The following is a 13,269-nucleotide window of genomic DNA, read 5'->3' as shown; positions in this document are numbered from 1 at the left end:
GTATTGATAGGTGCAGCGTGCCAAACCAAAGCCCATCGAAATCGAGGACGATACCATGAAATATGCTCTTTCCGCCCTTGCCGGTGCGATAGCACTTGCAATCGGCCTGATCGCCGGCCCGGCAATGGCCGAGGACGAGGGCATCGTCGTCTACAACGCCCAGCACGAAAACCTGACCAAGGCCTGGGCGGAAGGGTTCACCAAGGAAACCGGCATCAAGGTCACCGTCCGCAACGGCGGCGACAGCGATTTCTCCAATCAGATCGTTGCCGAAGGCACCTCTTCGCCCGCCGATGTGTTCCTGACGGAGAACTCGCCGGCCATGGTGCTGGTCGAGACGGCCGGCCTATTCGCGCCGGTCGACGCCGAGACGCTGGCCCAGGTTCCGCAGGAGTACCAGCCGGCCAGCGGCAAATGGGTCGGCGTTGCCGCGCGCAGCACCGTCTTTGCCTACAACAAGACCAAACTGAGCGCCGACCAGCTTCCCAAATCGCTCCTCGATCTCGCCGATTCGAGCTGGAAGGGCCGCTGGGCCGCCTCGCCGTCCGGCGCCGATTTCCAGGCGATCGTCAGCGCCTTGCTTCAGCTCAAGGGTGAGACCGCTACGGCCGACTGGCTGAAGGCGATGAAAGAGAACTTTACCGCCTATAAGGGCAACAGCACCGTGATGAAGGCGGTCAATGCCGGCGAGATCGATGGCGGCGTGATCTACCACTATTACTATTTCGGCGATCAGGCCAAGACCGGCGAGAACAGCAAGAATGTCGAGCTTCACTATTTCAAGCACCAGGATCCGGGTGCTTTCGTCTCGATTTCCGGCGGCGGCGTGCTGGCGTCGAGCAAGCATAAGAAGGAAGCACAAGCTTTCCTGAAATGGGTCACCGGCAAGGGTGGCCAGGACGTGCTGAAAACCGGCGATTCCTTCGAATACGCAGTCGGCAAGGGCGCCGAGTCCAATCCGAAGCTGGTGCCGCTGGCTGATCTGCAGGCCCCGAAAGTCGACCCGACGGCACTGAACTCGAAGAAGGTGACCGACCTGATGACGGCGGCCGGCTTGCTTTAGTCGGCGTTCGTCCTAAAAGGGCAACCGACTGCGCTCCTGTGGGAATTCGCTTTCCGCGGGAGCGCTCTGCTTTCAAGATGGCATTTGCCCATGACCACAAGCTGCTCGCCACAGTATCGGCCGCCGATCGTCTCCGCCTTCGGGCGGAGATGGCGCAACGTCTGATCTGATGCAATCTGCGATCGATCTCGCACCTTCAGGCTTGCCGGCCGACACCGCGGCCGTGCGGGCCCGTCGTTGGGCGGTCTCGTGGATTTCGCTGGCCGCCGTCTTCGTCTCGCTTTTCGCGCTGCTGCCGCTTGCCTTCATCGTCTGGGGGGCGGTGCAGACCGGCGGGGAAACCGTGACGGCGCGGGTCTTCAGGCCGCGCGTCGGCGAGCTTCTGGTCAACACCAGTCTGCTGGTGGTGCTGGCCGTGCCGATCTCGATCGTGCTGTCGGTGGCGCTGGCCTGGCTCACCGAGCGCAGCGATCTGCCGGGGGCCCGCCTATGGGCCTGGCTGTCGGTGGCGCCGCTCGCCATTCCCGCCTTCGTCCATAGTTACGCTTGGATCACCATGGTGCCCAGACTGCACGGGCTGTGGGCCGGCGTGCTTGTGTCCGTTATCGCCTATTTCCCGTTCCTCTATCTGCCGGTGGCGGCAGCTCTGCGCCGGCTCGATCCGGCTCTCGAGGATGCCGCCGCGGCCCTCGGGCTTGGCCCATGGCGCGTGTTCCGGCGTGTCGTGCTGCCGCAGCTCCGGCTCGCCATCTGCGGCGGCTCCCTGCTTGTCGGCCTGCATCTGCTGGCCGAATACGGCCTCTACGTGTTCATCCGCTTCGACACCTTCACCACCGCCATCGTCGACCAGTTCCAGTCGACCTTCAACGGCCCCGCCGCCAACATGCTGGCCGGCGTGCTGGTGACCTGCTGCTTCGTGCTGCTCGGGCTGGAGGTGCTGGTGCGCGGCGAGGAACGCTATGCCCGCGTCGGCTCGGGCGCTGCGCGCCATCAGCAGCGCACGCCCCGGGCGCGAGCCACCATTCCTTGCCTGCTGCTGCCGGCTCTCACCACGCTGCTGGCGCTCGGCGTGCCGTTCGTCACGATCGGCCGCTGGCTTATGGCCGGCGGCGCCGAGGTCTGGCGGCTCGACGAGATCGGCCTGGCGCTTGGCCAGACGCTGTTTCTGGCGCTTGCCGGCGCGCTGCTCGCCACCGTTGCGGCAATGCCCATGGCGTGGATCTCCATCCGCGCGCCGGGGCGGCTGCAGCGCATTCTGGAGGGCTGCAACTATATCGTCGGCGCGCTGCCCGGCGTCGTCATCGCGCTGGCGCTGGTCACCATCACCGTGCGCATCGCCATGCCGCTCTACCAGACGCTGTTCACCATCCTGGTCGCTTACGCCCTGATGTTCCTGCCGCGCGCGCTGATCAGCCTCAGGGCGTCGATCGCACAGGCGCCGGTCGAGCTCGAACGCGCCGCCTCCAGCCTCGGCCGGGCGCCGCTCAAGGCGCTGTGGTCGACGACCATCCGGCTGTCGGCGCCGGGTGCCGCGGCCGGCATGGCATTGGTCGCGCTGGGCATCATGAACGAGTTGACCGCAACCCAGATGCTGGCACCCAACGGCACCCGCACGCTGGCGATGGCGTTCTGGTCCTATAGCGGCGAGATCGACTATGCGTCGGCGGCGCCTTATGCGCTGATCATGGTGGCGATGTCGCTGCCTTTGACCTGGCTGCTCTACGTCCAGTCGAAGCGGATGGCCGGGCGATGAGCTTTCTCGAACTGAGCGGCATCCACAAGCACTACGGCCCAGTGGCCGCACTTGCCGGCGTCGACCTCAGCGTGGCCAGCGGCAGCCGCACGGCCATCGTCGGGCCGTCCGGTTGCGGCAAAACCACCTTGCTGCGGCTGATCGCCGGCTTCGAGGCGCCGGACCAGGGTCGCATCGTGCTCGATGGCGAGGTGCTGGCCGATGGCGACACGGCCGTGCCGGCGCATCGCCGCGGCATCGGGCTGGTGGCGCAGGACGGCGCTCTATTCCCGCATCTGAGCATCGCCGCGAATATTGGGTTCGGCATGGGCCGTCACGAGGAAAAGCGCAACGAGCGCATCGCCGAGCTCGCTTATGTCGTCGGGCTGGACAAAGGGATCCTGAAGCGCCGCCCGCACGAACTCTCCGGCGGCCAGCAGCAGCGTGTCGCGTTGGCCCGCGCCATGGCCATGAAGCCGCGGCTGATGCTGCTCGATGAGCCGTTCTCGGCGCTCGACACCGGCCTGCGCGCCTCAATGCGCAAGGCCGTGGCCGAGCTTCTCGAAACAGCCGGCATCACCACGATCCTGGTCACCCATGATCAGGCCGAGGCGCTGTCCTTCGCCAGCCAGGTCGCGGTGATGCGCGACGGCAAATTCTCGCAGGTCGGCACGCCGCGCGACCTCTATTTCAGGCCGAAGGACAGGATGATCGCCGAGTTCCTCGGCGACGCCATCGTCCTGCCGGCCAGGATCGCCGATGGCTTCGCCACCTCGCCGCTCGGCCGCATCGCCGTCGACAGCACGGAGCGGCGCGACGTCGCCCGCATCATGCTGCGGCCCGAGCAGGTGCTGCTGAAAAGAACCTCGCGTGAAGGCATGTCGGGCACTGCGGACATGCTGTTCGGCGAGGTGACGGAATCCGAATTTGCCGGCTCGATGTGCACGATCGCCGTGCGTCTCTTGAACAGTCCCGATCCGCCCGACGCCGCCGCCATCGGCAACACGCCATTGATCCTGCGCAAGCCGGGCATGGACGCCCCGGCAGTCGGCGAGATCGTCCGGCTGACCGTATCGGGCAAGGCGCATGTGTTTGCCTGAACGGTTTGTACAAGGCCGACCTCAATCGACCCGTTTGCCCGCCTGATCGAACCAGTGCAGCTTTTCGGACCTGGCCACGACGCGCAATTGGTCGCCGGGCCTGGCGCTGGCGCGACCTGAGACGCGTACGACGATGCGGCTGCCGGCTGCCGCGCAGTGGAGAAAGCTTTCGGCACCGACCGGTTCGACGGCTTCGACCGTCGCCGGCAGCGCAAGCGCGCCGGACGGCGCCTCTGCCGCGAAAGTGATATCGGCATCCTCCGGACGAAACCCGAGTGTCACCGCCTTGCTTTGTCCAGGCGCCAAGCCAACCATCGTACCGTCCGCCAGTGCCGAGCCGGACGAGCCCCCCGTCAGCGCCAGGAGATTCATCGGCGGCGCACCAATGAAGGAAGCGACGAAGGTCGACGCCGGCTTCTCGTACACATCGAGCGGCGCGCCGATCTGCTCGACCAGTCCGGCGTTCATGACAACGAGGATGTCGGCCAGCGTCATCGCCTCAAGCTGGTCGTGGGTAACATAAACCGAGGTGACACCGAGCGAGCGCTGCAAATTCTTGATCTCGACGCGCATCTGCCCGCGCAATTTCGCATCGAGGTTGGACAAGGGCTCGTCGAACAGGAAGACTTTCGGGTTGCGCACGATGGCACGGCCCATGGCGACACGCTGGCGCTGGCCGCCGGAAAGCTCGCGCGGGCGCCGGTCGAGAAGCGCCGAAAGCTCCAGCACCTTGGCGGTCGAACGCACCCTGCTGTCGATCTCGTCCTTCGGCGTGCCGCGGTTGCGCAGGCCATAGGCCATGTTGTCATAGACCTTCATATGCGGGTAAAGCGCGTAGTTCTGGAACACCATGGCGATGTCGCGCTCGGTCGGGCCAATGGCGTTGACCACCTTGCCGTCGATGGCGACTGTACCGGCAGAAATGGTCTCCAGCCCGGCGATCATCCTCAGCAGCGTAGACTTGCCGCAGCCCGAGGGGCCGACCAGAACACAAAGCTCCTTGTCGGGAATGGCAATGGAAACGCCCTTCACGGCTTCGATGCCGCCGGGATAGATCTTCTTCACGTCCTTCAGATCGACGGTCGCCATCGGCTTCTCACTTTTCGGATTCGACCAGGCCGCGCACGAACCAGCGTTGCATCAGCACGACCACCAGGATCGGCGGCACGATGGCTAGCATTGCCGTGACCATGACCAGGTGCCATTGCGTGTCAGCATCGGCGAAGGAAACCATCTTTCTCAGCGCGATGACGATGGTGTTCATATCGTTACTGTTGGTGACGAGCAGCGGCCAAAGATACTGCGTCCAGCCGTAGATGAAGAGGATTACGAACAGAGCCGCGATGTTGGTGCGAGACAGTGGCAGGAGGATATCGAAGAAGAAGCGCCACGGCCCGGCACCGTCGACACACGCCGCCTCGACCAATTCGCCCGGTATGGTCATGAAAAACTGGCGAAACAGCAGCGTCGCGGTGGCCGAAGCGATCAAAGGGATGATCAGGCCGGCATAGGTGTCGATCATGCCGAGATCGACCATCACCTTGTAGGTCGGCAGGATGCGCACCTCGACCGGAAGCATCAAGGTGATGAAGATCAACCAGAAGAAGGTCATGCGCAGCGGAAAGCGGAAGAACACGATCGCGTAGGCCGACAGGATCGAGATGAAGATCTTTCCCACCGCAACGCCGAGCGCCATGATCGTGGTGTTGAGGAGCAGTCTGCCGACGCTGACACCGCCGATGCGACCAATACCGCCGAACAGCGCCTCGCTGTAGTTGTTCCAGAGCTGGTCGCCGGGCAAGAGCGGCAGCGGCGGCCTGAGGATCGTTTGCAGCGTGTGTGTCGAGGCAACGAAGGTGTAGTAGATCGGAAAAGCCACGATCAATATGCCAAGGATGAGCACGGCATGGGCGATGAAGGTGCGGAGCGGGGACTGGCCGATCATCGCTGCCCTCAACCGTAATGGACTTTGCGTTCCACGTAGCGGAACTGGATAGCAGTAAGCGCAATGACGATGGCCATCAGGATGACCGACTGCGCCGCCGAATCGCCGAGGATCAGATTGACGAAGCCGTCATTGTAGACCTTGTAGACCAGCGTCTCGGTCGTCTTGCCCGGCCCGCCGCCGGTGACGGCATGAACGATGCCGAACGTGTCGAACAGGGCATAGACCGTGTTGACGACCAGCAGGAAAAAGGTTGTCGGCGCAAGCAGCGGGAAGACGATAGTCCAGAAGCGCTTGGTCTCGCCGGCGCCATCCATGGCCGCCGCCTCGATCAGCGTTTTCGGCACCGCCTGCAGGCCGGCAACGAAGAACAGGAAATTGTAACTGATCTGCTTCCAGGCAGCCGCCGACACCAGCAGGATCATGGCGTGGGTGCCGTTGAGCAGCGGATCCCACGCGATGCCGAGGCTTCTCAGCAAATAAGCCAACGACCCGATCGAAGGATTGAACAGAAAAAGCCACAGCATGCCGGCAATCGCCGGCGCCACGGCATATGGCCATATCAACAGTGTGCGGTAGAGGCCTTTGCCGCGCACGGCCTTCTCGGCCATGACCGCGAGCAGCAGGGCCACAACCATGGCAACGATCGCGGTCGCAAGAGAGAACACCACCGTGACCTTGATCGAGTTGAGGTAGGCCGGATCGGCCAGCACCTTCCGGAAATTGGCAAACCAGACAAACCGGCTCCTCAGCCCGAACGGGTCTTGCCTGAGCATCGACTGGTAAAGCGCCTGACCGGCCGGCCAATAGAAGAAAACCAGTGTTATGGCGAGTTGTGGCGCCACCAGCAGGTAGGGCAGGATCTTGTTGGGAAAGACGACGCGTGGAGACAGGCTGATTTCCCTCGCTATTCAGGTATCGCCCCCGCCCGCGCGCGGGGGCGATATTCCAACCGACTAACCGAGATAATCCCGTCAGTTCTCCAGCGCTTCCTTGATCGCGGCGTTGCCGCGCGTGACCGCATTGTCGAGCGCCTGCTGAGCGGTTTGCTGGCCGGCCAGCATCTTCTCGAGCTCCTCGTTCTGGATATCACGCACCTGCGGCAGATTCGGCAGGCGCACGCCCTTCGAGTTGTCGGTCGGCGCCTTGCCCGTCATCTGCAGGATGGGTGTCTCGCGGCCGGGGTGTTTGTCATAGAAGCCTGATTTCTTAGTCGCCTCGTATGCCGCAAGCGTCACTGGCAGGTATCCCGACTTCTGGTGCAGATATTCCTGCACATCTGTCTTGGACAGATAGGCAAAGAAGGCCGCGACGCCCTTGTATTCCTCGTCCGACTTGTTGCCGAACACCCACAGGCTGGCACCGCCCGGCGTGGTGTTCTGTGGTGCGCCCTTGGCGTCGGTATCGTAGGGAAGCTGGCCGATGCCATAGTTCATGCCGGACTTGACGATGTCGCCGAGGCCGCCTGACGATTCGGTGAAGATGCCGCATTCGCCGGCGAGGAATATCTGCTTGGCTTCGGAGGTGCGTCCGCCATACTTGAATGTGCCGTCCTTGGCCAAGTCAGCGAGCGCCTGGAAGTGGTTGACGAAAATCGGCGCATTGATCTTGAGTTCGACATCACCTCCGGCCAGGCCATTCTGCTGGGTAGCCCAAGGCACGTCATTCCACGCTGCGAAATTCTCCAGATGGATCCAGGTCAGCCAGGTCGAGGTGTAGCCGCAAGGGGCGGCGCCGCTCGTTTTGATCTTCTTGGCAGCTTCCCACACCTCGTTCCAGGTCTTGGGCGGGCTGTTCACGTCGAGGCCGGCCTTCTGGAAGATGTCCTTGTTGTAGTAGAGGATCGGCGAGGAGGAGTTGTAGGGGAAGGACAGCATGGTGCCGTCCGGCTTCGAATAATAGCCGACGATGCCGGGCAGATACTGGCTCTTGTCGAAGGTCATCCCAGCACTGGTCAGCACATCGGCCGCCGGTTTGATCGCACCCTCGGCCGCCATCATCACGCCGGTACCGACGTCGAACACCTGGAGGATATCGGGCGCCTGTCCGGCGCGGAAGGCCGCTATGCCCGCATTCAGCGTCTCCGGATAGGTGCCCTTGAACACCGGAACGAGCTCATAGTCGCTCTGGCTGGCGTTGAAATCCTTGGAGATCTTGTCGACGACCTCGGCGTTGGCACCGGTCATGGCGTGCCACCAGCTGATCTGCGTGACGGCGAAGGCGGAGGTGGTGGAAAGCAGGGTCAAGGTGGCGGCAATACCGGCCGCGAAGCCGAAGAACTTCATGTTTCATCTCCCGTTTGTCATTGGCGAAAGGGGCGCTTCCGCAAAGCCAATATGTGGCGCTGATGACAATCGGACAACGGTTTTGTTGCGGATCAATGAACATCGTTTCCGACTAAAGTGCGCTCGCTACCGAAAGCGCGGCGTCAGGGGACTGCACCACCGCCCCTCTCGGCAGAGCGGCATGCACTTGTCTGGTTTCCCCCGAAAAGACCCGCCTCATGACCCGCGGGTTAACCATTCGTTAAAATCTCCAAGGGCTAATCAGTCACACCTCCCCTGTTTTTTTGGCAGACCGAGTGAACCCAGGATGCTGACGGTCTATAACTGTATTGTAAGTCAGCACGACCTGAGACTGGTCGCACTTGCCGCCCTCGTCTGCGGCATTTCCTGCTTCTCAGCAGTTAATCTCCTTAAGCATGTCGGCCGATCGACCTACCGAAATCGGCTTGTCTGGCTGATGATCGCCGCAACTTCGACCGGGTTCGGCATATGGGCGACGCATTTCATCGCCATGACTGCGTTTACGCCGGGAATACCAAACGCATACAATCCGGGATTATCCGCCTTTTCGCTTGCCGCCGCCGTCATCCTGACCGCGCTTGGGATGTGGGTTGCCACCTTGCGCCGCGGCATCGACCATTTCCTCGTCGGCGGCGCCATTCTCGGTGGCGCCATCGCGACGATGCACTACATCGGCATGGCGGCATTCGAGGTGGAAGGCCGGATCGTGTGGAACCTGCCCCTTGTCGCGATATCGCTTCTGGCCGGCGGGACGCTCGCGGCAGTGGCGCTTCTTGTCGTCTTGCGTCGCCCATCCGCGCTCGCGACGCTCGGCGGCGCCGTGCTTTTGACGCTGGCGATCTGCAGCTTGCATTTCATCGCGATGGCCGCAGTGTCGATCTTTCCGGATTCCTCGATTGAAATATCCGAACATTCAATCGACCCCGTTTCCCAGGCGTTTGCCGCAGCAGTCGCCAGCCTGGTAATCCTTGTGCTGTCGGGCGCCGCCCTGTGGATCGACCTGCGTTTTCGCGGCCAGAAGCTCGAGGCCGATCGCATGCACGATCTCGCCAATGCCGCTGTCGAAGGTCTGATCGTTTGCGATGGCACCCGCATCGTCAGCGCCAATGACAGCATGGCGAAACTGACGGGCACGGCGACAGCCACCCTGAACACGATGCAGCTCGGCGACCTTTTCGACGAACGGAGCACAGCCGATATATCCGGCTTCGGCGAGCAGGCGCAGGAAGCGAAATTGAGGGGCAGCGACGGCACGAGAATTCCTGTCGAGCTGATCGCCAGGAAGATCACGTACTGCGGCAGGCCTCATACAGTGCTTGCCGTTCGCGACGTCCGCGAGCGCAAAAAGGCGGAAGAAGAGATCCTCCGCCTCGCACATTTCGACCCACTTACCGGGCTTGCCAATCGCCGAAGCTTTTCTTCCCGGCTCGAAGCGGAAATCGCATCGATGGATCGTAGCGGCAAGGATGGATATCTGGCGCTCCTGCTGCTTGACCTCGACCGGTTCAAGCAAGTCAACGACCTCTATGGCCACAGCGCCGGCGACGCCATGCTGCAGAAGCTGGCGCACTGCATTTCCGGCATCCCGCGCCACGGACAGATGCTCGCGCGCCTCGGCGGCGACGAATTTGCCATCATAGCTCCGAACCTCCCCGACCCACTGGCCGCGGGTCGCATAGCCGAGGATGTGCTGGCTGCGATCCGGGAGGAAAACAGAGTTTCAGTCGGCTACGGTCTTGTCTCGGCCAGCATCGGCATCGCCTTCTTTCCGCTGGATGCCGAAGACCAGGCCGGCCTGATCAGCCATGCCGATACGGCACTCCATCGCGCCAAGACCGAGGGCAGGGACACTTACCGGTTTTTCGAGGTAGCCATGGGCACCGCGGCCCGCGACAAGCGCGTGATGGAGCATGAATTGCGCCAGGCGATCGCCCGCAAGGAGTTCCACCTCGTCTACCAGCCGCAGAAGGAGATTCGCAGCGGCAAGATGATCGGCTTCGAAGCCCTGGTCCGTTGGCAGCATCCGGAGCGGGGTGATATTTCCCCGGCCGTTTTCATCCCCATGGCCGAGGACAGCGGCGCCATCGCCCAGATCGGCGACTGGGTGCTGACGACGGCTTGTAACGATGCTGTTCGCTGGACAAACCCGCTGATGGTCGCCGTCAACGTCTCCGCCGTGCAGCTTCACAATCCGAACTTCAGCCGCAAGGTGCACGACGCCCTGGCGAGATCCGGCCTGGCACCCATCAGGCTCGAACTGGAGATCACCGAAACGGCCCTGGTGAAGGACATGCCGCGCGCGCTGGCAACCTTGAGGCAGGTCAAGGCGCTTGGCGTGCATGTGGCGATGGACGATTTTGGCACCGGCTACTCTTCGCTATCCAACCTTAGCGCGTTTCCCTTCGACAAGATCAAGATCGACGGGTCGTTCATCAAATCGGTCGACAAGAACGGCCAGTTCGCGGCGATCGTCCGCGCCGTGCTGGGGCTTGGACGCGGTCTCGGCCTGCCGGTCCTGGCGGAGGGCATCGAGACGCCGGGCGAATTGCAGTTCCTGGACGCCGAGGGTTGCGAGATCGGGCAAGGCTATCATCTCGGCAAGCCGGCTCCGATCGAGACATTCGGCGACCTGACCGGCGTGACAGCTCCGGCAATCCGCACCGCCAGCCGACGCGATGCAAGCATTGCCGTGCTGAAGCCGCGCCTGCGCACGGTCTGAGCCTATCCCGGCTGAAGCGCCGTCTCGACGAGCCGCCGGGCGTCCGGCCCGGACCATTCGGCCGGACCGTTCATGTGCGCGATCAGGCAGCCTTCCGCGTCGATCAGCATGGTGACCGGCAGGCCCAGCGCCAGGCCGCGCGTCTTGACGTCGTTGAACAGCGCCATCGTCGCATCGCGATAATAGCCGAGCGCCTTGACGCCGGTGTCCTCGAGGAACTTCTTCGGCTTGGTATCGTCGCCGGCATCGACGTTGACAGCAACAACCTGAAACGCATCGCTGCCCATCTCCTTCTGCAGCGCATCGAGCGCCGGCATTTCGGCGCGGCAAGGTGCGCACCATGTCGCCCACAGATTGAGCAGCACCGTTTTGCCGGCATGGTCGGCGATCGTCGTCGGCTTGCCGTCGGGGCCGTTGAAGGCCAGGCTTTTCAGCGATAGCGGCGGATCCGCCGGCAAAAGCGCGGCAACCTGGCCGGTAGCAGCGGCGGCAATTTTCTTGGCACGGTCGGTCTTGGCAGCGCAGGCAAGGTCGTCCTTGCCGCCGCCGACAGCCACTTGCGCGGGCGCGTTGTTGCCAGAACCGCTTTCCCTGACATATACCGCGACCGCGCCGGCCAGCACGCCCGCAACCAAAGCGGCGAGGATGAGACGCAAAGCCGGGAAAAATCTATTGCCGTCTGCCATTTTTCAAAAACTGCTCCGGAGCACGGGTTATAGCGATGAGCGACAAGAAGGCCAGCAATCAGATGTGGGGCGGACGTTTTGCCTCGGGTCCGGCCGCAATCATGGAAGCGATCAACGCGTCGATCTCGTTCGACCGCAAACTCTACGCGCAGGATATTCGCGGCTCGATCGCCCATAGCGAGATGCTGGCGCAAACCGGCATTATTTCGGCGGCCGATCAAGAAAAAATCGCTCACGGGCTGAACACGATTCTGGCAGAGATCGAGGCCGGCACATTCGAGTTCTCGACCAGGCTGGAAGACATCCACATGAATGTCGAGGCCCGTCTGGCCGAGCTGATCGGCCCCGCCGCCGGCCGCCTGCACACCGCCCGTTCGCGCAACGACCAGGTGGCGGTCGACCTCAGGCTGTGGGTCAAGGACGAATGCTTTCGTGTCGCCGAGGCGCTGAAGGGCCTGATCACGTCATTCCTGGAGCGGGCCGAGGAGCATGCCGCAACGGTGATGCCGGGCTTCACCCACATGCAGGCGGCGCAGCCGGTGACCTTCGGCCACCACTGCATGGCCTATGTCGAGATGTTTGCGCGCGACCTGTCTCGCGTCCGCAACGCGATCGAGCGGATGGACGAAAGCCCGCTCGGTGCGGCCGCGCTTGCCGGCACCAGCTTTCCCATCGACCGGCACCAGACGGCGAAGTCGCTTGGCTTCCGCGAGCCGATGCGCAATTCGCTCGACAGCGTTTCGGACCGCGATTTCGCGCTCGAGTTCTTGGCGATGGCGGCGATCTGCGCGACGCATCTGTCGCGGCTGGCCGAAGAGATCATCATCTGGTCGACGCCGCAATTTGGCTTCGTCAGGCTGTCGGACAGCTTCTCCACAGGCTCTTCGATCATGCCGCAGAAGAAGAACCCCGACGCTGCCGAACTGGTGCGCGGCAAGACCGGCCGCGTCACCGGCCATCTGGTCGGATTGCTCACGGTGATGAAGGGCATGCCGCTGACCTACGGCAAGGACATGCAGGAAGACAAGGAATCCGTATTCGACGCGGCCGAGACGCTCGACCTGATGCTGGCGGCGATGACCGGCATGGTGCGCGACATGACGGTGAACACTGTCGCGATGAAAAAGGCCGCCGGCGCCGGCTATTCGACCGCGACCGACCTCGCCGACTGGCTGGTGCGCACGCTCGGCCTGCCGTTCCGCGAGGCGCACCATATCACTGGCCGGGCGGTGGCGCTGGCCGAGGACAAGAAGATCGGGCTCGATAGGCTTTCGCTGGAGGATCTGCAGTCCATTCACCCAGGCGTCACGGCGGACGTGTTTTCAGTTCTGGCCGTGCAGAACTCGGTAAAGAGCCGCACCAGCTTCGGCGGCACCGCGCCGTCCGAGGTGCGCAAACAGATCCGCTACTGGAAAAAGCGGCTCGCCAAGGCGTAAGACGCGGGGTGCAATGGCCGCAAAACTCGGCTAGAAGCGGCTGCGGGCAACAGTTTCGGACGGATGGCACGATGACCGGAAGCAGGATTTTGGTGACGCTGACGCTGCTGGCAGTAATCGCCACCGTTGCGGCCTGCGGCAGGAAGGCTGCGCTCGATACGCCCTACGCAGCAGCCGTGCAGGCGCGCAAGGACGCCGAGAAGGCCAAGCAACCTCTGCCGCCGGAGCCGGAAAAACCTGTCGAGGACAAGAAATTCATCCTCGACCCGCTGCTCTGATTTT

Annotated in this window: 11 protein-coding genes; 6 read left to right on the top strand and 5 right to left on the bottom strand. The window is 63.0% G+C overall.

What is annotated here, in order from left to right; translation table 11 throughout:
• Nucleotides 1-55: 55 nt before the first annotated feature.
• The 3 genes from NKJ08_RS04880 (at nucleotide 56) to NKJ08_RS04870 (ending at nucleotide 3,895) form a co-directional block, all read left to right on the top strand.
• Complete coding sequence (locus tag NKJ08_RS04880; RefSeq protein WP_352528884.1) at nucleotides 56-1,063, top strand: iron ABC transporter substrate-binding protein; 1,008 nt, start codon at nucleotides 56-58, stop codon at nucleotides 1,061-1,063.
• A 169-nt stretch (nucleotides 1,064-1,232) separates the two neighbouring features.
• Nucleotides 1,233-2,816: an ABC transporter permease gene (locus NKJ08_RS04875; protein WP_352781506.1), complete on the top strand. Its 1,584-nt coding sequence runs from the start codon at nucleotides 1,233-1,235 to the stop codon at nucleotides 2,814-2,816.
• Nucleotides 2,813-3,895: an ABC transporter ATP-binding protein gene (locus NKJ08_RS04870; protein ID WP_352528880.1), complete on the top strand. Its 1,083-nt coding sequence runs from the start codon at nucleotides 2,813-2,815 to the stop codon at nucleotides 3,893-3,895. Before NKJ08_RS04875 ends, NKJ08_RS04870 begins: the two co-directional genes overlap by 4 nt.
• A 21-nt stretch (nucleotides 3,896-3,916) precedes the next feature.
• On the opposite strand, the gene NKJ08_RS04865 is transcribed toward NKJ08_RS04870, so the two are convergent.
• The 4 genes from NKJ08_RS04865 to ugpB all read right to left on the bottom strand — a co-directional run bounded on the left by NKJ08_RS04865 (nucleotide 3,917) and on the right by ugpB (nucleotide 8,125).
• The gene (locus NKJ08_RS04865; protein WP_352528878.1) at nucleotides 3,917-4,984 is read right to left on the bottom strand and encodes a sn-glycerol-3-phosphate import ATP-binding protein UgpC; all 1,068 of its coding nucleotides are present in this window, start codon (nucleotides 4,982-4,984) and stop codon (nucleotides 3,917-3,919) included.
• A gap of 7 nt (nucleotides 4,985-4,991) precedes the next feature.
• Nucleotides 4,992-5,840 (bottom strand): sn-glycerol-3-phosphate ABC transporter permease UgpE, encoded by an 849-nt coding sequence (ugpE, locus tag NKJ08_RS04860; protein WP_352781505.1) that lies wholly within the window; start codon nucleotides 5,838-5,840, stop codon nucleotides 4,992-4,994.
• 8 nt (nucleotides 5,841-5,848) lie between these two features.
• Nucleotides 5,849-6,733, bottom strand: a complete 885-nt coding sequence (ugpA, locus tag NKJ08_RS04855) for a sn-glycerol-3-phosphate ABC transporter permease UgpA (protein ID WP_352528926.1) — start codon at nucleotides 6,731-6,733, stop codon at nucleotides 5,849-5,851.
• An 81-nt stretch (nucleotides 6,734-6,814) separates the two neighbouring features.
• Nucleotides 6,815-8,125: a sn-glycerol-3-phosphate ABC transporter substrate-binding protein UgpB gene (ugpB, locus tag NKJ08_RS04850; RefSeq protein ID WP_352528874.1), complete on the bottom strand. Its 1,311-nt coding sequence runs from the start codon at nucleotides 8,123-8,125 to the stop codon at nucleotides 6,815-6,817.
• Nucleotides 8,126-8,432: 307 nt separating this feature from the next.
• On the opposite strand from ugpB, the gene NKJ08_RS04845 reads away from it, so the two are divergent.
• Complete coding sequence (locus NKJ08_RS04845; protein ID WP_352781504.1) at nucleotides 8,433-10,865, top strand: bifunctional diguanylate cyclase/phosphodiesterase; 2,433 nt, start codon at nucleotides 8,433-8,435, stop codon at nucleotides 10,863-10,865.
• A gap of 2 nt (nucleotides 10,866-10,867) precedes the next feature.
• On the opposite strand, the gene tlpA is transcribed toward NKJ08_RS04845, so the two are convergent.
• Entirely contained in the window at nucleotides 10,868-11,551 is a 684-nt protein-coding gene (tlpA, locus tag NKJ08_RS04840) for a thiol:disulfide interchange protein TlpA (RefSeq protein WP_352528870.1), read from the bottom strand.
• Between the two features lie 35 nt (nucleotides 11,552-11,586).
• Between tlpA and argH the strand changes: the two genes are divergently transcribed.
• Together argH and NKJ08_RS04830 are read left to right on the top strand one after the other, a co-directional pair.
• Nucleotides 11,587-12,987 (top strand): argininosuccinate lyase, encoded by a 1,401-nt coding sequence (argH, locus tag NKJ08_RS04835; protein WP_352528868.1) that lies wholly within the window; start codon nucleotides 11,587-11,589, stop codon nucleotides 12,985-12,987.
• Between the two features lie 71 nt (nucleotides 12,988-13,058).
• Nucleotides 13,059-13,265 (top strand): hypothetical protein, encoded by a 207-nt coding sequence (locus NKJ08_RS04830; protein ID WP_352528866.1) that lies wholly within the window; start codon nucleotides 13,059-13,061, stop codon nucleotides 13,263-13,265.
• Nucleotides 13,266-13,269 lie beyond the last annotated feature (4 nt).

It is taken from the genome of Mesorhizobium sp. M0244 (assembly GCF_040321795.1).
GTDB lineage: Bacteria > Pseudomonadota > Alphaproteobacteria > Rhizobiales > Rhizobiaceae > Mesorhizobium.
Note: the sequence above shows the minus strand (reverse complement) of the source record. Positions and strands in the feature narration are given on the sequence as shown.

What these genes read in the sequence shown, in the direction of transcription:
- NKJ08_RS04880 (WP_352528884.1), top strand. Translation starts at nt 56, where the DNA reads ATGAAATATGCTCTTTCCGCCCTTGCCGGTGCGATAGCACTTGCAATC.
- NKJ08_RS04875 (WP_352781506.1), top strand. Translation starts at nt 1,233, where the DNA reads ATGCAATCTGCGATCGATCTCGCACCTTCAGGCTTGCCGGCCGACACC.
- NKJ08_RS04870 (WP_352528880.1), top strand. Translation starts at nt 2,813, where the DNA reads ATGAGCTTTCTCGAACTGAGCGGCATCCACAAGCACTACGGCCCAGTG.
- NKJ08_RS04865 (WP_352528878.1), bottom strand. Translation starts at nt 4,984, where the DNA reads ATGGCGACCGTCGATCTGAAGGACGTGAAGAAGATCTATCCCGGCGGC.
- ugpE (WP_352781505.1), bottom strand. Translation starts at nt 5,840, where the DNA reads ATGATCGGCCAGTCCCCGCTCCGCACCTTCATCGCCCATGCCGTGCTC.
- ugpB (WP_352528874.1), bottom strand. Translation starts at nt 8,125, where the DNA reads ATGAAGTTCTTCGGCTTCGCGGCCGGTATTGCCGCCACCTTGACCCTG.
- NKJ08_RS04845 (WP_352781504.1), top strand. Translation starts at nt 8,433, where the DNA reads ATGCTGACGGTCTATAACTGTATTGTAAGTCAGCACGACCTGAGACTG.
- tlpA (WP_352528870.1), bottom strand. Translation starts at nt 11,551, where the DNA reads ATGGCAGACGGCAATAGATTTTTCCCGGCTTTGCGTCTCATCCTCGCC.
- argH (WP_352528868.1), top strand. Translation starts at nt 11,587, where the DNA reads ATGAGCGACAAGAAGGCCAGCAATCAGATGTGGGGCGGACGTTTTGCC.
- NKJ08_RS04830 (WP_352528866.1), top strand. Translation starts at nt 13,059, where the DNA reads ATGACCGGAAGCAGGATTTTGGTGACGCTGACGCTGCTGGCAGTAATC.